Source organism: Amycolatopsis sp. NPDC024027, from assembly GCF_040638975.1.
Classification (GTDB): Bacteria; Actinomycetota; Actinomycetes; order Mycobacteriales; family Pseudonocardiaceae; genus Amycolatopsis.
This window is the reverse complement of record NZ_JBEZYY010000006.1, coordinates 414,000-434,178: the sequence shown is the minus strand read 5'-3', so window position 1 is coordinate 434,178 and position 20,179 is coordinate 414,000. Positions and strand designations below refer to the sequence as shown.

The following is a 20,179-nucleotide window of genomic DNA, read 5'->3' as shown; positions in this document are numbered from 1 at the left end:
TCAGGCGGGCAGGAAGTCGTCGACGGCCCGGCGCAAGGTGGCGCGCACCTTGCCGGCGTCGTCGAGTTCGCCGCCGTGCAGGGCGCCGTCGCGCAGCAGGACGAGCACGCGGGCCGCGTGGTCCGGTTCCGGGTGGCCGAGGTCCGCCGCCTGGTCGCGCAGGACGCCGAAGAACCACTCCCGGTGGTCGTCGATGACCCGGCGGACCCGGTTCTCCGGATCGGGGTACTCGGCGGCGGCGTTGAGGAACTGGCAGCCGCGGAAGTCTTCCCCGCACGTCGCGTCGCCGACCACCGCCATGGTCTCGGCCAGCGCCTCGCGCGGCGGTTTGCCCGCCCGCGCCGCGTCGACGGCCGCGCGGATCTGCCGGCTGGTCTCGGCGAGGTAGGCCGCGACCAGGTCGTCCTTCGTGGGGTAGTGGCGGTAGAAGGTCGCCCGGGTCACGGCCGCCTCGGAAACCAGGCGTTCCACCCCGACGGCGTGGATGCCCTCGGCGTAGAAGAGGCGGGCGGCGGTCGCGAGCAGCCGGTCCTTCGGGTGCGGCTCGGCAGTCCTCATCTCCGCAGCATAGAGAAAGACTGGTCGTTCTGCGAGATCGGGTTCGTCACATTGCCACGGCGGCCCGGAAGGTCCAGAGTAGCTAGCAGAAAGACCGATCGTTCTCTCTGAAGGAGCCAGCCATGAGCAAGCCCACCATCGTCCTGGTCCACGGCGCTTTCGCCGACTCGTCCAGCTGGACCGGGGTCGTCGCGAAGCTGCAGGAGCAGGGCTATCCGGTCCGGGCGGTGGCGAACCCGCTGCGGGGTGTCGAGTCCGACGCGGCCTACGTGAAGGACGTCGTCGACAGCGTCGAAGGCCCGGTCGTCCTGGCCGGTCACTCCTACGGCGGCGCCCTGATCACCCGCGCGGCCATCGACGCCCCCAACGTCCGCGCCCTGGTCTACATCGCCGCGTTCCAGCCGGACGCGGGCGAGAGCGTGTTCGAGCTGTCCGGCCGCTACCCGGGCGCCAAGCTCGGCCCGGAGACCACGAACGTCCTCGAGCACGACGGCGAGCCCGAGCTGTCGATCAAGCCGGCGGACTTCGCCGAGGTCTTCGCCGCCGACGTCCCCGCCGCCACCGCGGCCATCATGGCGGTGACCCAGCGGCCGGTCGCGCAGCAGGCGCTCGCCGCGCCGTTCGAGGGCACCCCGGCGTGGACGAAGCTGCCGTCGTGGACGCTGGTCGCGAACCAGGACAACGCGATCCCGGCCCAGGCGCAGGAGTTCATGGCCGAGCGCGCGTCGTCGACGGTCCGCCGGATCGACGCCTCGCACGCGGTCGCGGTGTCCCAGCCGGACGTCGTCGCCGAGGTGATCCTCGCCGCCGCGGCGAACGTCGAGTGAGTCAGCGGCACAGGGCGGTCGCCTCGTCCAGGCGCGACAGCTTCTCCGGGTTGCGCACGGCGTAGAGGCCCGTGACGAGCCCGTCGTCGACGCGGACCGCCACCACGGTGTCGACCTCGCCGCCGCGCCGCAGGATCAGCGCCGGGAAGCCGTTGACCTGGGCCGCTTCCAGGGTGCCGGCGGCGAGGTTGCCCAGGCCGGCGGCGAGCAGGCGGGCCACGTCCTCGGCCCCGGAAACGGGTGAGAGCACCGCCTGCACGACCCCGCCGCCGTCGCCGAGGAACACGACGTCCGGAGCGAGGACGTCGAGCAGCTCCCGCAGGTCGCCCGTTTCGGCGGCGCGCCGGAAGGCTTCGAGGGCGTCCCGGGTGGCCGCCGGCGAGACGGCCCCGCGCGGCCGGCGCGCCGCGACGTGGGAGCGGGCCCGGTGCGCGATCTGGCGCACCGCGGCCGGGTTCTTGCCGACGGCTTCGGCGATCTCGTCGTAGCCCAGGTCGAACACCTCGCGCAGCACGAACACCGCCCGCTCGGCCGGCCCGAGCGTCTCCAGCACCAGCAGCATCGCCATCGAGACGCTGTCGGCCAGCTCGACGTCCTCGGCGACGTCGGGCGTGGTCAGCAGCGGCTCGGGCAGCCACGGCCCGACGTAGGACTCCTTGCGCCTGCCGAGCGCCCGCAGCCGCATCAGCGCCTGCCGGGTGGTGATCCGGACCAGGTACGCGCGCCGGTCCCGCACCGCGGCGAGGTCCACCCCCACCCACCGCAGCCACGTCTCCTGGAGGACGTCTTCGGCGTCGGCGGCCGAGCCGAGCAGCTGGTAGGCGACGGTGAACAGCAGGTTCCGGTGGGCGAGGAAGGCCTCGGTGGCGGGATCGGCCATGGGGTCGCGCCCCTTTCGTTCGCGGGTTTCCCCTCCAGATGCCGGACGCCGCCGCCGTGTGACAGTGATCGTCGTCACCCGGCCAGGGTGTCACGGGGTGCGGGGCCGCCGGCATCTCGTGGTCGTTCGCAGATAGCGCACCACGAGTGAGGACGACGTCATGGAACCCCGTTTCACCTTGACCGACAACGCAATCGGCGCCAAGTTCGCCAAGCGGTTCGGCACCGCGAGCCTGGCCATCGTCCAGTCACCGCTGGACAAGATCACGCAGGAGCTGGTGTCGCTGCGCGTCAGCCAGATCAACGGCTGCGGCTGGTGCGTCGACATCCACACCAAGGAACTGGCGGCCGCCGGAGAGGCGGGCGTGCGGATCAACCTGGTCGCGGCCTGGCGCGAGGCCACGGTCTACACCGAGGCCGAGCAGGCGGCGCTCGCGCTGGCCGAGGAGGGCACCCGGATCGCCGACGCCGCACCCGGCGTCTCCGACGACACCTGGGCCCGGGTGCGCAAGCACTACGACGACGACCGGACCGCCGCGCTGATCGCCTTGATCGCGCAGATGAACTCGGCCAACCGGCTCGCGGTGATCGTCCACCAGAAGGGCGGCGGGTACGAGCCGGGCATGTTCGGCTGAGCCGCCGGTCCGTGCTTCGCTGGGGGACATGACGAAGGCGGAGCGGTGGCGTCGGTACTGGGACCGCAAGTCCACGACCTACGACGCGGAGATGGGCTGCTGGGACCGCCGTCTCTTCGGCGATTCGCGGGCGTGGGCTTGCGGCCAGGCCACGGGCGAGGTCCTCGAGGTCGCGGTCGGGACCGGGCTGAACCTCCCCTGCTACCCCGCGGAGGTGACGCTCACCGGCGTCGACCTCAGTGAAGGGATGCTCGCCATCGCCCGCGACCGCGCCCGCCGGCTCGGCCACCCGGTGACCTTGCGCGAGGGCGACGCCGAGGCACTGCCGTTCGCCGACGCCTCCTTCGACACCGTGCTGTGCACGTTCGGCCTCTGCGCCATCCCCGATCCCGCCGCCGCGGTGGGCGAGATGGTGCGGGTGCTGCGCCCGGGCGGCCGGCTGATCCTGGTCGACCACGTCGCCTCGTCGTCGCGGATCGTGCGGGGCCTGCAGCGGCTGGTCGAGCTGGCGAGCGTCCCGCTGGCCGGCGAGCACTTCCGGCGGCGGCCGCTGGAGCTCGTCGAGGCACTCGGCCTGCCGGTGCAGCGGCGGGAGCGGTTCAAGCTCGGGCTGGTGGAACGGCTGGTGGCCGGCAAGGTCAGCTGATCAGCACGCTCTCGTCCAGCCCGGCCAGGATCGCCGCGGCGTCGTCGTAGACAGCGACGGCACCGGCGTCGGTCAGCTCTCCCGCGCCGACGCCGCCGGAGAGCACCGAAACCGTGCGCACGCCGGCCTTGGTGGCGGCGTGGACGTCCCAGACCGCGTCGCCGACGAAGATCGTCTCCTCCGGCGCGGTCCCGGCCTTGTCGAGCGCGGCGAACACCGGCTCCGGATCGGGTTTCGTCGCTTCGACGTCGTCACCGGAAACGATGCCCGCGACCACGTCGTCGACGTCGAGGACGCGGCGCAGCTCCTTGAGCTCGTCCGGCGCCGCCGACGTCGCCAGCACGACGCGGATCCCGCGGTCCGCCAGGGCGCGGATGAGGTCGGGGGCGCGGTCGAACGGCCGCAGCAGATCGGCCGTCTCCAGGTAGAAGCGGCTGTGCAGCTCCTTCGCCTCGTCGCCGATGCGGCCGGCGTCTTCGTCGCCCAGCAGGGTGCTCAGCAGCTTGCCGGACCCCTTGCCGATCGCGCGGTGCACGCGCCAGGAGTCGACGTCCCGGTCCAGCGCGTGGAACGCCCGGCGCCAGGCGTGGACGTGGAGGTAGTTGGAGTCGACGAGGGTGCCGTCGACGTCGAACAGGACCGCGGTGGCGATGGCTGGCTCCTTGGGGTCGGTGCGGTTTCCCGGTGCTCCGCGCGGGTACCGGGAGGGGTGATCCGAATACCCCGGCCCGGAGGGAAGTACACATGACCGGCCTCGTCTCGGCGGGTTTCCGCGGGCTGGCGGCGCTGCGGCGCGCCCCGGCCTTCCACCCGGTGGGCGTGGTCCGGCACGGCGAACTCCGGCCCGTCGCCGACGACCTGCCGTGGCCGTCCGGGCCGGCGCCCGTCGTCGCCCGGCTGTCCAAGGGCGCCGGCACCCCCGGGCGGCTGCCGGACGCGCTCGGGCTGGCGGTGCGGATTCCCGGCGCCGGCCGCGACGGCGGGCCGTGGGACATCCTGCTGACGACGGCGGGCAGCGGGCACGTCGGGCGGATGGTGCCCCGGCCGGCGGCCGCGTGGACGCGCGGCGCCTACAGCAGCCTCGTGCCGTACCGCCGGGCCGACCGGCTCGTCTGGCTGGGGGCGTGGGCGGAGACGTCGTCGCCGCGGATCGAAGCGTCCCTGGACGCGGCACGGGCGACGGGAACGTGGGAGTTCGTGCTCCGGACCGGCCGTGAGGACGGGCGCTGGTGCGACAGCGCCGTGCTGACGCTGACGGACTCCGGCGGCGAGGCACCGGCGTTCGACCCGATGCTGAACCACCCGGACGGGCTGGAGTTCGCCCCGGACTGGCTGGGGCGGCTGCGGGAGCGGGCTTACGCGGGGAGCCGGGCCGGGCGGCCGTCGTGACCCGGCCGCCCGGCCCGGTGCCGGTCACCGCGAGTCGGCGACGGGGCTGCGCGTGGCGCCCAGCGGGATCAGGCCGAGCGCGATCATCCCGACGCCCAGGCCGAAGTGCAGCCAGTTGTCGGCGGTGTTGACCGGAACGAAGTTGGCCGCGCTGCCCGGGTCGATCACCAGGCCGTAGAGCCACAGGACGAGGTAGATCACCCCGCCGCCGACCAGGAAGGCCCGGGCGCCGCCCGGGGTCCTCGCCAGGGCGAGCCCGGCGACGCCGAACGCGAGGTGCACGATGTTGTGCAGGATCGAAACGGTGAAGATGCCCAGGAGCAGGGCGCCGGAATGGTGGCCGGCCCAGGTGAGCATGTCGTAGTGGGTCGTCACGCCGGGAATGAACCCCAGCACGCCGACCAGCAGGAAAACCACTCCCACGATCGCGGCGAGGAGCTGGCGCGGGGTTCGCCGGACCTCGGTCTCCATCGATGACATGGTCGTTTCCTCCCGATTCGGTGAGCGGGCCCTCGGCCGGGGGCCCGCCGGGCGGCGTGCCCGGATGCGCGGCGGGCAAACGCGTTTCACCCCGCCTGTCGCCGGGTATGCCCGGGTTTCGCCCGATCGGAGGAAGCGATGAGCACTCCCGAAATCGACCCGGTGACCGCCGAGAGCATGGAAGCCGACGCAGACATCGCCGGCGAGCACACCGAGCCGACGTTCCGCGACCAGGAGCCCCGCGCGGGCGACAGCGACGAAGAGGACGCCGACCGCGGGGGCATGCCCTCGGCGTGAGGTCAGGGCCGGGCCCGCGGGTAGGTCCGGCGCTCGCCGATCCGGCCGTCCTTCGTGTGGATGAAGTGGGCCGTGCCGCGCTTGATCGCGAGCTTGCGGCCTTCCGCCACGGCGTCGGACTTCGTCTCGGCGCTGCCGGACGCCCGCGTGTTGCCGACGACCTTGTTCTTCCAGGCCGAGCCGTCGTGGAAGGTTTCGATGTCGCCGTCGGCCGGTTCGAGCGCGGGGCCGCCGTCGGCTTCGTGAGTGCCGAAAAGAGCGGGGTCGGGTTTCGGTGCGGTGCCGGGGCCGCCGAGGGGTTCGGGGTCCATGAGGTATTCGATGCCGGCGTCGGTGGTCCAGCTGGCGCCCTTGGCGCCGTCGGGGCCGTCGGACAGGTGCCAGATCGTGTGGTTGTGGGTTTGGTCTTCTTCGTCGAGGAGGGCGTCGGGGACGATGTCGCCTTCGAGCCCGTCGGCCTTGAGTTCCTCGATGGCGGCGAGCCACTGCTTCTGGTGGACGGTGTCGCGGGCGAGGTTGAACTGGAGCATCGCCTTGACGCCGGGGTCGTCGGTCATGTTGTAGAGCCGCGCGGTTTGCAGCCGGCCCTGGGCTTCGGCGGCGGCGTTGGCGCGGAAGTCGGCGAGCAGGTTGCCGGAGGCGATGATGTACCGGCCGTTCCAGGGGTAGCCGTTGCTGTCGGCGGGCAACGCCCCACCACCGGCGACGATGGCCTGCTGGATGTCCATGCCGCCGATCGTCGCGGCCATCACCGGGTCCTTGACGGCTTCGGCGGTGACGGTGGCGGGAGCGCCTTCGAGCAGTCGTGCGACCATGGTGGCGAGCATTTCGACGTGGCCGATTTCTTCGGTCGCGGTGTCCATGATCAGGTCTTTGTACTTGCCTTCGATGCGGCAGTTCCAGCCCTGGAACAGGTATTGCATGGTGACGCTCATTTCGCCGTAGGCGCCGCCGATGAGCTCCTGGAGTTTGCGGGCGTAGACAGCGTCGGGCTTTTCGGGCTTGGCTTCGAACTGCAGCAGCTTCGTGTGACGGAACACATCGTCTCCCTTCCGAGCCCGCGGAGTTCCCCCGATCGGCCGCGTCAATCGGGGAAACGCCGTGTTTGACGGGTTCGGGAACGGCTATCCGATCGGGTGAACGTCGTGGAGGAGGTGGTCACCGGTGCTCGCCCGGCACAACTCGGTGTGGCTGGTGCCCCGGCACGGCGCACCGGCGAAGGCTTCGGTCGTCGGCGTGCTGGACCGGACGACGTACCCGGAGCTGCGCGACCGGTTGCTCGAGTTCGCGGCCGACTCCGAGGACGGCGTCCTGATCGACGTCGAGCGTCTCGAACTGCGCGATCGCGCGCTGATCCGGGTGTTCGCCCTGGTCGCCCTGCGCGTCGCTGAGTGGCCGGCGATCCCGTTCGCGTTGGTGACGGGCCGCCCGGAACAGCGTGCGGCGCTGGCGGCGAGCGGCGTGCCGGTGTACGCGGACACCGCCACCGCGGAGGCGGCACTGACCCGCCCGGCCCGGCGGAGGGTGGGCCGGCTGCTCGACCGCTCGCCGCGCACGTCGGCGCGTGCCCGCGGGTTCGTCCGCGGGATGTGTGCCGAGTGGATGGTGCCGGACCTGGCCGAGGACGCCGAGCTGATCGCGACCGAGCTGGTCGAGAACACGCTCCGCCACACGGATTCCGCGCCCCGGCTGCGCTTGGAGCTGCGCCGCGGCACGCTGTTCGTGGCGGTCTCCGACGAGAGCCGGCGGCCGGCGGTGCTGCGGGAGGGCCTCGATCCGGTCCGGGCGGGGCTGGGCTTGCGGATGATCACCAAGGTCGCGAAGCGGTGGGGGAGCAGCGGGTCCCGTTCGGGCGGGAAGACGGTGTGGGCCCTGCTGGCCCGCCGGTGAGCCGCTGACGACTCGGGGTGCGCCGCCCGCATCGGCCTTGGCCGCGGAAGGAAACGCGAAGGGTGAGCCGGTTCACCGGGCCGGACGGCCGCCGCCGGGGAGTTCGGTTCCCGGCGGCGGCCTCCTTGCTCGTCCGATGTGGTCAGGAACCCGGGCCGGAGTAGATCTCGGCCGCCGGGGGCTCCGAGACCGTCGTCGGCTTGTTCCAGTCGCTGAACTCGATGGCGCCGTTCTTCGGGTCCGCCATGCGCAGCAGGTAGTGGGGCTCGGTCGCGGCCACCGTGGCCGTGCCGTCCGGGCTCGAGAAGCTCAGCGCCGGTGCGCCCGCGAGCGTCGTCGGCTCGCCCGGCTTGAAGGTCGTCTTCTGCAGCTCGCCCAGCGTGCCCTCGGTGAACGACTTGTAGTCGAGGAACACCTTGAACGCGTCCGCGATGCCCTCGCCGATCTTGGCCTTCGACGACACCCACTTGCCGGTGAGCTGCTTGGCCGCGGCAGCCGGGACGCCGGCCTGCTTCACCAGCGAGTCGCTGAACTTGAAGTAGTACTTCTCGCCGATCCGCAGGACGGGGATCTCGAGGCCGTCCTTCACCACCGTGCCGCTCGCGCCGTCCGGGTTGAGCTGCAGGTCGAGGTTGATCGCGCTGCCCTCCTGGGCCATCGTGCCCTTGACGTGCACCGCCGAAGCCTGCTTGGCGGCGTCGGAGATCGCGGCGCCCACCTTGGCGGCGTCGAGGGCCGGGGCCGCCGGAGCCGTGGACGACGCCGGCGTGGTCGAGCCGGCCGCGGCCGGGGCCGGCGTGCTCGGAGTGCCGGCGCAGCCGGCGAGGGCGAAGGAACCGGCCGTGAGGAGCGCGGCCAGGCGAAGGCGAGGCATGGGTGATCCGTTCATGAAGGCCGGGGCGTCCCCGGACACGAACGGGCTATCGTCCGAACGGGTGTTGTGTTACAGCGACCGTGACGGAGTGCCGTCGCCGCGCTCGGTGCGCCGGGCGGCGGGGCGGAAGTCGCGTTCGGTTTCGACGTCGCCTTCCGGCGTGTGGACGAAGTGCCCGACCCGGCGTTTCCGCGCGATCTGCCGCCCCGCCAAAACGGCATCGACGCGGCGGGGAGAGGTGTTGGACGCCCGGCGGCCGCCTTCGACGCGGTTCTTCCACAGTCCGTCTTCGTAGTAGGTGTGCACGTCACCGTCCGCCACGACGCCGCCTCCCATCGTGAGTGCTGGAAGGCTGCGGATGCCCGGGGACGTAGCGGACAAACGTTGTGCGGTGTTCAAGCCAGCCGGAGTACCTGGATGGCGTTGTCCTTGAGGATCAGCGGCCGCACCTCGTCCTTGATCTCCAGCTCGGCGAAATCGGCGAGCCAGCGGTCCGGGGTGATCACCGGGAAGTCGGACCCGAACAGGACCTTCCGCTTCAGCAGGGTGTTGGCCGCGCGGACCAGCTGCGGCGGGAAGTACTTCGGCGACCAGCCCGACAGGTCGATGTACACGTTCGCCTTGTGCGTCGCGACCGAGATCGCTTCGTCCTGCCACGGCACCGACGGGTGCGCCAGGATCACCGTCAGGTCCGGGAAATCGGCGGCGACGTCGTCGAGCAGCATCGGGTTCGAATAGCGCAGCTTGATGCCGTGCCCGCCCGGCAGCCCGGCGCCGATGCCGGTCTGCCCGGTGTGGAACAGGGCCGGGACGCCCAGCTCGGCGATCGCCTCGTAGAGCGGGTAGTAGCGGACGTCGTCGGGCTCGAACGCCTGCAGGCTCGGGTGGAACTTGAACCCGCGCACCCCGTGCTCGGTGACGAGCCGCCGCGCGCGCAGCACGGCCGCCTTGCCGGCGTGCGGGTCGACCGAGCCGAACGGGATGAGCACGTCGGCGTGCTCGGCGGCGGCGTCGGCGATCTCCTCGCTCGACAGCGCGGGGTGCCCGGTCGCGGCCGGCGCGTCGACCGTGAAGACGACGGCGGCCATCTTCCGGGCCCGGTAGTGCTCGGCGATCGCGGTCACCGTCGGCGTGCGGTCCTGCCCCGCGCGGAAGTACTTCTCGGACGCGTCCAGCAGTTCCTGGTCGAGGGCGAAACAGCCGTGGCCGTCCTGCTCGACGTGGGTGTGGACGTCGATGGCGGTCAGGGAGGAAAGGTCCACGAAGAGCTCCAGGGTCAGGGCAGGTCGGGCTGCGCGGCCTTGGCGGCCAGCAGCTGGTCGAGGACGGCGTCGCGGGCGGCGACGAGCCGGTCGTGGTCGGTGCCGGCCAGTTCGGCGTCGACGCCGGCGACGAGGGACCCGGCGAGTTCCGGCGTCAGGTGGACGCGGCCGAGGTCGCGCCACCACTGTTCGGTGGGCGGCCCGAGGTGGCGCAGGACGTGCGCGAGCCCGCCCGCGCCACCCGAAAGGTGCTGGTTGGCGAACGGGCCGAGCACCGCCCAGCGCAGGCCGGGCCCGTGGGCGATGGCGGCGTCGATGTCGGCGACCGTCGCGACCCCGCGTTCGACGAGGGAGTACGCCTCCTGCCACAGCGCGGCCTGCAGCCGGTTCGCGACGTGGCCGGGCACCTCCCGCGTCAGCCGGATCGGCCGCTTGCCGGCCGCGGTGTAGAACTCGACCGCGCGGTCGACGACCTCGGGCGTGGTCTCGGCGCCCGGGACGACTTCCACGAGCGGGATCACGTGCGGCGGGTTGAACGGGTGCCCGACGACCACGCGCTCGGGATGCCTCGGGCACCCCCGCGCGATGACGCTCGGCAGCAGCCCGGAGGAGCTGCTCGCCAGGATCACGTCCGGCCGCGCGGCCTCGTCGAGCACGGCGAACAGGCGGTGCTTGACGTCTTCGCGTTCGGGCCCGTTCTCCTGCACGAAATCCGCCTCCGCCACCGCGGCGCCGGCGTCGGTGGCGAAGCTCAGCCGATCCCGCGAGGCGTCTTCGGCGAGGCCCAGCCGGATCAAGGTGGGCCAGTGCGCGGCGACGTCGGCGCGCAGGCGGTCTTCGGCGCCGGGCGCCGGATCGGTGGCGACGACGTCGAAGCCGCGGGCGAGGAAGTGCGCGGCCCAGCCGGCCCCGATCACGCCGGTCCCGACGACCGCGATGGTGGCGATCCGGCCGGGCTTCGCCGCGCGGCCGGCGCGGGAGGAGGTGATCCGGACGGTCATGCCGGCCCTCCGGCGAGCGCGACGAACGGGTCCAGCGACGCCGGATCGGCCAGGACGTCACGCGCGGCGACGTCGTCCGGCCGCGCGCCGCGGAGCAGTTTCTTCACCGGCAGCTCCAGTTTCTTCCCGGTGCGGTTGCGGGGGATCGACGGCACGGCGGTGATCGCGTCCGGCACGTGCCGCGGCGAGAGCGCGGTCCGCAACGCCGACGCGATCTTGCCGCGCAAGGCATCGTCGAGTTCGGCACCGGACCGCAGCGCCACGAACAGCCGGAGGTCGCCGTTGCCGCCCGCCGGGTCTTCGAGGTGCACGACGAGGGAGTCCTCGATCTCGGGGAGTTCCTCGACGACGGCGTAGAACTCGGCGGTGCCCAGCCGGACGCCGCCGCGGTTGAGGGTGGCGTCGGAGCGGCCGGCGATGACACAGCTCCCCTCGGGGGTGAACCGGATCCAGTCGCCGTGCCGCCAGATGCCGGGATAGGTCGAGAAGTACGTGTCGCGGTAGCGCGCACCCGAGCCGTCGCCCCAGAACCCCACCGGCATCGACGGCATCGGGGCGGTGATCACCAGCTCGCCCAGCTCCCCGACGACTTCGCCGCCGTGCTCGTCGAACGCCTTCGCGTCGACGCCGAGGCACGGGCCGGAGATCTCGCCCGCCCGGACCGGCTGCAGCGGGCTGCCCTGGACGATGCCGCTGCACACGTCGGTGCCGCCACTGCCGACGTTGAGCAGGACGCCCGGGAACCGCTCGTGCACCCAGTGGAAGCCTTCGGCGGGCAGCGGGCTGCCGGCCGCGCCGAGCTGCCGCAGCGCGGACAGGTCGTGCTCGGCGGCCGGGTCGAGGCCCGCTTTCCGGCACGCCATCAGGAATCCCGGGCTCGCGCCCATCAGCGTCGCCCGCGTCTGTTCGGCCAGGCGCCACTGCCAGGCCAGGTCCGGGTGCAGCGGGTTGCCGTCGACCAGGACGATCGACGCGCCGGTGAGCAGCCCCGAGACCAGCGCGTTCCACATCATCCAGGCCGTGGTGGAGAACCACAGGATCCGGTCGCCGGGGCGCAGGTCCCAGCTGAGGCCGTGGTTCTTCAGGTGCTCCAGGAGGATTCCGCCGTGGCCGTGCACGATCGCCTTCGGCTTGCCCGTGGTGCCGGACGAGAACAGCACGCACAGCGGGTGCGCGAAGCCGACCGGTTCGAACCCGGGCGCACTTTCGGTGAGCAGGTCGGCCCAGGAGAGCGTGCCGGGCAGGTCGTGGCCGCCGTAGGGGACGTGCACGAGGTGTTCGGCGGTGGGCAGGCCCGCGCGGATTTCGGCGACTTCGGCGCGGCGGTCGACGTCCTTGGCGCCGTAGCGGTAGCCGGACACCGTCAGCAGCACCCGCGGCTCGATCTGGCCGAACCGGTCGACCACCGACCGGGCGCCGAACTCGGGGGCGCAGGAGGCCCAGATCGCGCCCAGGCTCGCGACCGCGAGGTAGGCGACGACGGCTTCCGGGATGTTCGGCAGGTACGCCACGACCCGGTCGCCGCGCCCCACCCCGAGCCGGGCCAGCCCCGCGCGGGCGCGCGCGACCTGGTCGCGCAGCTGGTCCCAGGTGAGCTCGGTGCGCTCGCGCGTCTGGGAGTAGGCGATGACCGCGGTGGCGCCGCCGGGCCCGTGGCCGAGGGCGTGCTCGGCGTAGTTGAGGGTCGCTCCGGGGAACCATTCCGTGCCGGGCATGGCCCGGTCGGGCACCACCGCGGTGGCCGGGGTGTGCAGGCGGACGCCGAAGAAGTCCTTGATCGAGGACCAGAAGCCGCCGAGGTCGGTCACCGACCACCGGTGCAGGCCCGCGTAGTCGTCGAAGAAGTGCCCGCGGGCTGCCAGCCACCGCAGGTACCGGCCGATCTCGGTGGTTTCGCGGACGTCGGGGGCGACCGGGCGCAGGATCATCGGCCGACCTTCCCGGCCCGCTTTTCGAGGAACGCCTGCATCCGTTCCTTCGCCTCGGCGCTGCCACTGGCGACGGCGGCCATCAGCGCCTCCATGAGGTACCCCTCGGCCGGGTTGGCCTCGGCGATGCGGGGGAGGGCCTGCAGGACGGCGAAGTTCGTGATCGAGGAGTTCGAGGCGATCTTGCGGGCCAGGCCGAGCGCGTGTTCCAGGCCGTTTTCGACGCGGTAGTGCGACAACCCGGCGGCGTGGCCCTCGTCGGCGTCGAGCACGCGGCCGGTGAGCATCATGTCGGCCATCCGGTGCGCGCCGATCAGCCGCGGCACCCGCACCGACCCGCCGCCGCCGACGAACAGTCCGCGCTGGCCCTCCGGCAGGGCGTAGAACGCCGAGGGTTCGGCGACGCGGATGTGCGCGGCCGCGGCCAGTTCCAGGCCGCCGCCGACGACCGCGCCCTTGAGCACGGCGACCACCGGGACGCGCCCGCGTTCGAGCCGCTCGAAGGCGCGGTGCCACATCATCGAGTGCTCCAGGCCCTCGAACGCGTCGCGCTCGGTGAGCTCGGACAGGTCCAGCCCGGCGGAGAAGTGGTCGCCGACGGCGTCGAGCACGACGGCCTTGATCCCCGGCGGCGGGGCGCCGAAGAACGTTTCGAGGCCGAGCACGGTGGCGTCGTCGAGGGCGTTGCGCTTCTCGGGGCGGGCCAGCCACAGCACGGCGATGTCGTCCCGCAGCTCCAGGCGCAGTGAAGGGGGCAGCAGAGGCGTGGTCATGCGGGTCCGTTCGTGGTGAAGGTTTCGGCGGCGAGGGCGCGCAGTTCGACGCGGCGGATCTTGCCGGTGGCGTTGCGCGGCAAGGCGTCGGTGAACCGCACGTGTCTCGGCACCTTGTAGCGTGCCAGGTGCCGTTCGAGGTGGGCGCGGAACTGCGGTTCGTCCAGCTCGGCACCGGGCCGGACCACGACGAAGGCCGCGCCGGCCTCACCCCAGCGCTCGTCGGGCACGCCGACCACGGCGCAGGCGTCGACCGCGTCGAGCCGGACGGCGACCGCTTCGATCTCGGCCGGGTACACGTTTTCCCCGCCGGAGATGATCATGTCCTTCACCCGGTCGACGACGTGGGCCCAGCCGTCGTCGTCGACGCGGACGACGTCACCGGTGCGGAACCAGTCGTCCTCGACGAAGCTCGCTTGCGATTCTTCGGGCCGGTTCCAGTAGCCGCCGAAGACGTGCGGGCCGCGCACCAGCAGCTCCGCCGGTGTCCCGTTCAAGGCTTGGGGCGTGAGGTCGGGACCGAGGGCCGCGACGTCGGTGAAGAAGTGCGGCACGCCGGCGGCGACCGGGTGGTCGAGCGTGCCCTCGTGGGTGGCCATCGAGACGCCCGGGGCGGCTTCGGTCATGCCGTAGCCCTGCAGGAGCTTCACGCCGCGGTCGAGCCACGCGCGGGCGACGCGCTCGGCCACCGGCGACCCGCCGTAGAGCACGCAGGTCAGCGAGCTCAGGTCGGTGCGGTCCCAGTCCTCGTGGCGGCACATCATCTCCAGCATCGTGGGCACCGCGGAGAAGCTGGTGATCCCGGCCGCGCCGATCCGGGCGAGGATGGCGCCCGGGTCGAACTTGGCCACCGGTTCCACGCTGCCGCCCTTGAACAGCGTCGGCAGCGTGATCTGGCCGAGCCCGACGCAGTGGAACAGCGGCGCGATGCACAGCGCCTTGTCGGTGCCCAGGACGTCGAGGTGGGCCAGCTGGTTGACGGTGTTCCAGGTCAGGTTGCCGTGGGTGAGGACCGCCGCCTTCGGCCGTCCGGTGGTGCCGGAGGTGTAGAGCAGCAGGCACGGATCTTCCAGCCCCACCCGCGTTTCCGGCGGGGGACCGGCCTCGGCGATCGCCGCCTCGAAGTTCCCCTCGGCCGGGTCCGTGGCGATGACGACGCCGCCCGGCAGTCCACCGGCCGCCGCGACGAGGCCGGTGGTGTCCGCGCTGTGCACGAGGGCCGACGCGCCGCTGTCGTCGAGCATGTACCGGATCTCCGTGGGGGCGAGCCGGTAGTTGAGCGGGACGAAGATCGCGCCGCAGCGAGCCGTGGCGAACAGCGTCTCGAACACGGTGATGTCGTTGACGCCGAGGTAGGCCACGCGGTCGCCCGGGCGCACACCGAGCCGGGTCAGCGCGCCGGCGAGGCGGGCGACCCGGTCGGCGAGCCCGGCGTGGGTCAGCGTCCGGTCCGCCTGCACGAGCGCGGTGCGGTCCGGGTTGATCCGCGCCCGGCGGGCGGGCCAGCTGCCGAGGCCGAAGTCGGGGAGGTGCACGGTCTTCTCCTTCACAGGCGGAGCACCGGTTTGATCGTCGTGCCGGCGAGCATGTCGTCCACTGCCTGTTGAATCTGCCCGAACTCGTAGTGCGTGACCAGCTTTTCGACCGGGAAGCGGCCCGCGGCGACCAGCCCGGCCAGGGTCGGCACCAGCGCCTGGGTCTCCGCGTCGCCCATGGTCAGGCCCACGACGTGCCGGCCGGGGAGCAGGAAGTTGACGTCCACGGGCACCTCGGTGCCGAACGCGGGCGCGCCGACGACGACCACGGTGCCGCGCGCGGCCAGCGCGCCGATCGCCGTCCCCAGGACGCCGGCGTTGCCGGTGGTCTCGACGACGCCGTCGACCCCGCGGCCGCCGGTCAGCTTCCCGACCGTCTCGGCGAGGTCCTCGCCGCTGGTGTCGATCGTGTCGGTGGCGCCGAGCTCGCGGGCCAGCGTGAGCCGTGCCGCGACGCGGTCGACGGCGATGATCCGCGTCGCCGGCGTCAGGTGGGCGGCCATCACCGCCGACAGGCCGACCGCGCCGGCGCCGGTGACCAGCAGCGTGGCGCCCGGGCGCGGGGCGAGGACGTTCCACACGGCGCCGGCGCCGGTCATGATGCCGCAGCCGAGCGGGGCCAGCAGGTCCAGCGGCGCGTCGGCGGCGACCTTGACGACGCTGCGTTCGTCGGCGACGGCGTGCCCGGCGAAGCTGGACTGGCCGAAGAAGTGCCCGCCGAGCGGGGTGCCGTTGCGGGAGATCGGGGTCGTGCCGTCCGGGCGCCGGCCGCCGAGCAGGTTGGCGGGCAGCCAGGTTTCGCAGTAGGCGGGGTGGCCGTCGCGGCAGTTCGCGCAGCCGCCGCACGAGGTGTAGCTGAGCAGGACCCGGTCGCCGGCCCGCACGCGCGTGACGGCGGCGCCGACCTCCTCGACGATCCCGGCGCCTTCGTGGCCGAGCACGCCGGGCAGCGGGAAGGGCAGCGCGCCCGCGGCGACGCCGAGGTCGGTGTGGCAGACGCCGGTGGCGACGATCCGGACCCGGACCTCGTCCGGGCGGAGGTCGTCGAGGGCCACTTCGCCGAGGGTGAAGCCGGCGCCGGCGGACTCCACGACGGCCGCGGTGGTGGTGGTCATGCGGGTGCTCCTGGGCTCAGGCGAGGGAGATGACGACGGACTTCGTGCGCGTGTACGCGTCGAGGGATTCGGGGCCGTACTCGCGGCCGTGACCGGAGTCCTTCACGCCGCCGAAGGGGATCGCGGGATCGAGCATCGCCCAGTCGTTGACCCAGACGATGCCGGCCTGCAGCCGTGCGGCGACGCGGTGCGCGCGGGCGAGGTTCGTCGTCTGCAGCCCGGCCGCGAGGCCGTAGGGCGTGCTGTTGGCCAGCGCGACCGCTTCGTCTTCGGAGGTGAAGCGCTGGACGGTCAGCACGGGACCGAAGATCTCCTCCCGGATCACCCGGGAGTCGTCCGGCAGGTCCGCGATCACCGTGGGCTGGAAGAAGAACCCGCCCTCGATGTCCGGCCGGCCGCCGCCGGCGACGATCCGGCCACCGTCGGCGCGGGCCTGCTCGACGTACTGCTCGACCTTCGCCCGGTGGCGCTCGCCCGCCATCGGGCCGACCACCGTCGCGGGGTCGAACGGGTCGCCGACCGGCACGTGCGGTACGGCTTCGGCGAGCGCGCCCAGGATCGTGTCGTACAGCGCGTCGGCGACGAGCAGCCGGGGCCCGCCCATGCAGAACTGGCCGGTGTTGAACACGAACGCCTTGATCGCCGCGCCGACCGCCTGCTCGACGTCGGCGTCCTCGAACACGATGTGCGCCGCGTTGCCGCCGAGCTCCAGCGTGACCGGCTTCAGGTGCTGCCCGGCCAGTGCCGCCGCGTGCCGGCCGACCGCGGTGGAGCCGGTGAACGCGATCTTGTCCACCCCGGGGTGGCTCAGCAGGGTGTCCCCGATCTCCGAGCCGAAGCCGGTGACCACGTTGAGCACGCCGTCGGGCACGCCGGCCTCGGCGAGCAGCCCGGCCATCAGCAGCGCGCTGAGGGAGGTGTCCTCGGCCGGCTTGTGCACCACGGTGTTGCCCGCGGCCAGCGCGGGCGCGATCTTCGAGGCGGACAGGACCAGCGGGAAGTTGAACGGGGTGATCGCGGCGACCACGCCGAGCGGTTCGCGGCGCGTGTAGGCGTGCGCGGGGATCGGGACCTGCCGCGTGGCGCCGTCCAGGCCCTGCGCCAGGGCCGAGTAGTACTCGTACTGCTCGGCGACGGTCTCGACGTCGACGGCCCGGCACAGCGAGATCGGCTTGCCGACGTCGGCGCTCTCCAGGGCGGCGATCTCGTCGGCGCGGGACCGCACCAGGTCCGCGGCCCGGTGCAGCACGCGGGCGCGCTCCCGGGCCGGCGTCGCGGCCCAGCCCGGGGCGGCCTGCCGGGCCGCGGCCACGGCCGCGTCGATGTCGGCGGCCGTCCCGCGGGCGAGGGAGGTGAGGGTCCGGCCGGTGGCCGGGTCCACGGCGTCGAAGCGGGCCTCGGTCTCCGTCCACCGGCCGCCGATGAACAGCCGGCCCGGTTCGACGTCCGGGCGGGGCCGGGTGCCCGGCTTCTCCTCCACTGCGGTCATCGTCCGACTCCTCACTGAGCGACGGGTATATCAGGAACCCTGAGATGCATCAGGATGCGGCGGGGACCCCGCCCGTGTCAAGGGCCGCGCTCCGGGCCGGCCGCGGCGGGATTTCCGGGGCAGATCTTTTGGCCATCCGTTAACCGATTCCCGTGTGGACGGACGACTTTTTCAGCGGGGAACCGGATGTTTCACCCGTGGTGGCCGGGACCCGTAACGACCGTGCGGGGAAAGGCGACTCCAGCGTGCCCGGTGCAGGGCCGTGTCCGTTCCGTCCGGCCCGCGGGGCGTGTCGGAAAAGAGGTCACCCGTGAACCCGAAGAACTCCCGGCGGTTCGCCCGCCGATCCCTGCCGCCCGGCGCCGCGGTGGCCGCCCTGCTGGCCGGCGCCGGTGTCGCCGTCGCCACCACCTTCGCCGCCGGGGTGCCGGTCGCGGTGCCCGACCACCCGCTCGGCGGCGGGGCGGCCTGCGCCGCGCTCGTCGCCCGGCAGCAGGCACGCGGCAGCGTCAACTACCCCGCGTCCGAAGTCGAGCCGTACGTCGCCGCCGACCCGGCCGACCCGCGCCACCTCGTGGGCTCGGCGCAGCAGGACCGCTGGAACGACGGCGGGTCGAACGGCCTGACCAACGTCATGTCCCGTGACGGCGGGGCGACCTGGACGCCGGCCGCCGCGCAGCCGCGGTTCAGCATCTGCGCCGGCGCGCCGGCCGGCTCGCCCGGGTACTTCCAGCGCACCACCGACCCGTGGGTCAGCTTCTCCGCCGACGGCCGGGTCGTGTACTCGATCGCGGACTCCTTCAACGCCGACGGCCCGGCGTTCGGCGGGGCGAGCGCGATCCTGATCAGCCGCTCGCTCGACGGCGGCGACCACTGGGAAACCCCGGTCACCGCGCGCCTGGACACTTCGACGCAGGTGCTCAACGACAAGGAGACGGTGACCGCGGACCCGCTGCTCGCCGACCGCGCCTACGCGGTGTGGGACCAGCTGGTCTCGCCGCAGAGCCACGCCAACCCCAGCGCGTACACGCACGCGTTCACCTACCGCGGCCCGAGCTACTTCTCCCGCACCACCGACCAGGGCCGGACCTGGAGCACCGGCCGGATCGTCTTCGACCCCGGGCAGAACGACCAGACGATCGGCAACCAGATCGTGGTGCCGGTGACCGGCCCGGGGCGGGGCGTGCTGATCGACGGCTTCGACCTGATCACCAACAAGGGCGGCGCCTGCCTGGTCACCCACGGCGGTGCGCACTGCCACGGCTCGTCGACCTCGACCGCGGCGGTCATCCGCTCCACCGACGGCGGGACGACGTGGTCCGGCGCGATCGGCATCGACACCCAGCAGGTGGCTTCGGTGACGATCGCCGGCCACCCGGTCCGCTCCAGCGACGAGCTGCCCGAGTTCGCCGTCAACCCGGTCAACGGCTTCGTGTACGCGGTCTGGCAGGACGCCCGGTTCAGCGCCACCGGCGCGGCCAAGATCGCCTTCGCGCAGTCGGCCGACGGCGGACTGACGTGGGGTGACACGATCCGCGTCGACCAGTCGCCGGGGGACACCCCCGCGTTCGTGCCGCAGGTCAAGGTGACCGCCGACGGCACGATCGGCTTGAGCTACTACGACCTGCAGAACGCGACGCCGGCGCAGCCCGGGCTCACCGACGCCTACCTCGCCCACTGCCACGCCGCCACGAGCGACTGCGGCAACCCGGCGAACTGGACCGTCAACGGGCAGACGAGGCTGACGGCCACGCCGTTCGACTTCACCACCGCCCCGGACGCCGGCGGCTACTTCCTCGGCGACTACTCCGGGCTCGCGGCCACGGGTCCGGCGCTGACCGCGTACTTCGGCGTCGCGCGGCCGGTGGCCGTCAGCGGGGCGTCGGACGTCTTCGCCAACCACGCCGGGTAGGTGAGCCGGGGGTGATCGGGAGGCAGTGACTCGGCACTGCCTCCCGATCATCGTTCACTCGGATGGGTGGTTTGGATGGCGCGCGTGCGGGCCGCGTGCGGGGGTAGGGGGTTCGGCCGTTGGCGGGGTTGCGCCGTTCGGATCAAGGACTACGCTGCAAAGTGCGGTTCAGCAGCATCCGTCCCCCGAACTTGCCAGCGACCGAGCGGGTCGGTCGAGAACGAACCCGCTCGTCACGTCATCTGCGAATGAGGCGTGGAATGTTAGTCGTCCAGCCCCCAGCGACGGCGCTCCCCGTAGCGCCGTCGAAGCGCGAACAGCGCACTGCGTTCGACATCCAGGTCATCCGCCCGTACTTCGGCGCGGTCATGGTCCGCATTCGTGGAGCGCTCGATGCGGACAGCGCACCTCAGGTGCGGTCCGCGTTGAGCACGTGGGCGCACCGCCGGTTCCCGGTCCTGGTGCTCGACCTGTCCGAGGTCGACTTCCTCGACGGAGCGGGCCTCGCGGCCCTCGGCGGCATCCAGGCGCGCGTGGTCCGCGAAAACGCGACCCTGCGCGTCGTCACCGGTGACAACCGGGTGGTGCGCCGGGCGTTGTCGGACAGCGGGCTCGACCACGCGCTGAACGTCAGCCGCCTGCCGTCCGGGTGGGAACGCGCCACGGAGATCCCCAGCCAGGGCTGACGG

22 protein-coding genes and 1 pseudogene are annotated in these 20,179 nt (G+C 72.7%); 8 read left to right on the top strand and 15 right to left on the bottom strand.

Annotated elements, in window-relative coordinates:
• Positions 1-558 (bottom strand): helix-turn-helix domain-containing protein, encoded by a 558-nt coding sequence (locus AB0F52_RS18570; RefSeq protein ID WP_360171938.1) that lies wholly within the window; start codon positions 556-558, stop codon positions 1-3.
• Between the two features lie 122 nt (positions 559-680).
• Here AB0F52_RS18570 and AB0F52_RS18565 point away from each other — a divergent pair, with 122 nt between their 5' ends.
• Positions 681-1,385 (top strand): alpha/beta hydrolase, encoded by a 705-nt coding sequence (locus tag AB0F52_RS18565; RefSeq protein ID WP_360171935.1) that lies wholly within the window; start codon positions 681-683, stop codon positions 1,383-1,385.
• A gap of 1 nt (position 1,386) precedes the next feature.
• Here AB0F52_RS18565 and AB0F52_RS18560 read toward each other — a convergent pair whose 3' ends face one another.
• Complete coding sequence (locus tag AB0F52_RS18560) at positions 1,387-2,265, bottom strand: RNA polymerase sigma-70 factor (RefSeq protein WP_360171932.1); 879 nt, start codon at positions 2,263-2,265, stop codon at positions 1,387-1,389.
• 160 nt (positions 2,266-2,425) lie between these two features.
• Between AB0F52_RS18560 and AB0F52_RS18555 the strand changes: the two genes are divergently transcribed.
• Together AB0F52_RS18555 and AB0F52_RS18550 are read left to right on the top strand one after the other, a co-directional pair.
• Positions 2,426-2,899, top strand: a complete 474-nt coding sequence (locus AB0F52_RS18555) for a carboxymuconolactone decarboxylase family protein (RefSeq protein ID WP_360171929.1) — start codon at positions 2,426-2,428, stop codon at positions 2,897-2,899.
• Positions 2,900-2,927: 28 nt separating this feature from the next.
• The gene (locus AB0F52_RS18550) at positions 2,928-3,545 is read left to right on the top strand and encodes a class I SAM-dependent methyltransferase (RefSeq protein ID WP_360171927.1); all 618 of its coding nucleotides are present in this window, start codon (positions 2,928-2,930) and stop codon (positions 3,543-3,545) included.
• Here the strand turns inward: AB0F52_RS18550 and AB0F52_RS18545 are convergent.
• Positions 3,538-4,182, bottom strand: coding sequence for an HAD family hydrolase (locus tag AB0F52_RS18545; protein WP_360172070.1), 645 nt, complete (start codon positions 4,180-4,182; stop codon positions 3,538-3,540). The two genes, AB0F52_RS18550 and AB0F52_RS18545, sit on opposite strands and share 8 nt — an antisense overlap.
• A 107-nt stretch (positions 4,183-4,289) precedes the next feature.
• Between AB0F52_RS18545 and AB0F52_RS18540 the strand changes: the two genes are divergently transcribed.
• Positions 4,290-4,934, top strand: a complete 645-nt coding sequence (locus tag AB0F52_RS18540) for a hypothetical protein (RefSeq protein ID WP_360171924.1) — start codon at positions 4,290-4,292, stop codon at positions 4,932-4,934.
• Between the two features lie 24 nt (positions 4,935-4,958).
• Here the strand turns inward: AB0F52_RS18540 and AB0F52_RS18535 are convergent, their stop codons facing one another.
• A complete protein-coding gene (locus AB0F52_RS18535) occupies positions 4,959-5,405 on the bottom strand; it encodes a DUF4383 domain-containing protein (RefSeq protein WP_360171921.1) in 447 nt (148 codons plus the stop codon).
• 147 nt (positions 5,406-5,552) lie between these two features.
• Here AB0F52_RS18535 and AB0F52_RS18530 point away from each other — a divergent pair, with 147 nt between their 5' ends.
• Positions 5,553-5,711, top strand: a complete 159-nt coding sequence (locus AB0F52_RS18530; protein WP_014466937.1) for a hypothetical protein — start codon at positions 5,553-5,555, stop codon at positions 5,709-5,711.
• 2 nt (positions 5,712-5,713) lie between these two features.
• On the opposite strand, the gene AB0F52_RS18525 is transcribed toward AB0F52_RS18530, so the two are convergent.
• Together AB0F52_RS18525 and AB0F52_RS18520 are read right to left on the bottom strand one after the other, a co-directional pair.
• A complete protein-coding gene (locus AB0F52_RS18525) occupies positions 5,714-5,911 on the bottom strand; it encodes a DUF2188 domain-containing protein (protein WP_360172067.1) in 198 nt (65 codons plus the stop codon).
• 42 nt (positions 5,912-5,953) lie between these two features.
• Positions 5,954-6,751 (bottom strand): annotated as a pseudogene (locus AB0F52_RS18520) (manganese catalase family protein); the annotation flags it as partial.
• A 124-nt stretch (positions 6,752-6,875) separates the two neighbouring features.
• Here AB0F52_RS18520 and AB0F52_RS18515 point away from each other — a divergent pair.
• Positions 6,876-7,601, top strand: coding sequence for an ATP-binding protein (locus AB0F52_RS18515; protein WP_360171918.1), 726 nt, complete (start codon positions 6,876-6,878; stop codon positions 7,599-7,601).
• 142 nt (positions 7,602-7,743) lie between these two features.
• Here AB0F52_RS18515 and AB0F52_RS18510 read toward each other — a convergent pair whose 3' ends face one another.
• From AB0F52_RS18510 to AB0F52_RS18470, 9 genes are all read right to left on the bottom strand, one after another.
• Positions 7,744-8,475, bottom strand: coding sequence for a hypothetical protein (locus AB0F52_RS18510; protein WP_360171915.1), 732 nt, complete (start codon positions 8,473-8,475; stop codon positions 7,744-7,746).
• A 69-nt stretch (positions 8,476-8,544) separates the two neighbouring features.
• The gene (locus AB0F52_RS18505; protein WP_360171912.1) at positions 8,545-8,796 is read right to left on the bottom strand and encodes a DUF2188 domain-containing protein; all 252 of its coding nucleotides are present in this window, start codon (positions 8,794-8,796) and stop codon (positions 8,545-8,547) included.
• Positions 8,797-8,870: 74 nt separating this feature from the next.
• Complete coding sequence (gene couO / locus AB0F52_RS18500) at positions 8,871-9,737, bottom strand: 4-hydroxyphenyl-beta-ketoacyl-CoA hydrolase (protein WP_360171909.1); 867 nt, start codon at positions 9,735-9,737, stop codon at positions 8,871-8,873.
• A gap of 14 nt (positions 9,738-9,751) precedes the next feature.
• Positions 9,752-10,738, bottom strand: a complete 987-nt coding sequence (locus tag AB0F52_RS18495; RefSeq protein WP_360171906.1) for a 3-hydroxyacyl-CoA dehydrogenase NAD-binding domain-containing protein — start codon at positions 10,736-10,738, stop codon at positions 9,752-9,754.
• Positions 10,735-12,666: an acetoacetate--CoA ligase gene (locus tag AB0F52_RS18490; protein ID WP_360171903.1), complete on the bottom strand. Its 1,932-nt coding sequence runs from the start codon at positions 12,664-12,666 to the stop codon at positions 10,735-10,737. The genes AB0F52_RS18495 and AB0F52_RS18490 overlap by 4 nt, the downstream gene beginning before the upstream one ends.
• Positions 12,663-13,439: a crotonase/enoyl-CoA hydratase family protein gene (locus tag AB0F52_RS18485; protein ID WP_360171901.1), complete on the bottom strand. Its 777-nt coding sequence runs from the start codon at positions 13,437-13,439 to the stop codon at positions 12,663-12,665. The genes AB0F52_RS18490 and AB0F52_RS18485 overlap by 4 nt, the downstream gene beginning before the upstream one ends.
• The gene (locus AB0F52_RS18480; protein WP_360171898.1) at positions 13,436-14,974 is read right to left on the bottom strand and encodes a long-chain fatty acid--CoA ligase; all 1,539 of its coding nucleotides are present in this window, start codon (positions 14,972-14,974) and stop codon (positions 13,436-13,438) included. Before AB0F52_RS18480 ends, AB0F52_RS18485 begins: the two co-directional genes overlap by 4 nt.
• A gap of 11 nt (positions 14,975-14,985) precedes the next feature.
• Positions 14,986-16,089, bottom strand: a complete 1,104-nt coding sequence (locus AB0F52_RS18475; protein ID WP_360171895.1) for an NAD(P)-dependent alcohol dehydrogenase — start codon at positions 16,087-16,089, stop codon at positions 14,986-14,988.
• 16 nt (positions 16,090-16,105) lie between these two features.
• Entirely contained in the window at positions 16,106-17,578 is a 1,473-nt protein-coding gene (locus tag AB0F52_RS18470) for an aldehyde dehydrogenase family protein (RefSeq protein ID WP_360171892.1), read from the bottom strand.
• 310 nt (positions 17,579-17,888) lie between these two features.
• Between AB0F52_RS18470 and AB0F52_RS18465 the strand changes: the two genes are divergently transcribed.
• Positions 17,889-19,490: a sialidase family protein gene (locus AB0F52_RS18465; RefSeq protein ID WP_360171889.1), complete on the top strand. Its 1,602-nt coding sequence runs from the start codon at positions 17,889-17,891 to the stop codon at positions 19,488-19,490.
• A 260-nt stretch (positions 19,491-19,750) separates the two neighbouring features.
• Complete coding sequence (locus AB0F52_RS18460) at positions 19,751-20,176, top strand: STAS domain-containing protein (protein ID WP_360171886.1); 426 nt, start codon at positions 19,751-19,753, stop codon at positions 20,174-20,176.
• Positions 20,177-20,179 lie beyond the last annotated feature (3 nt).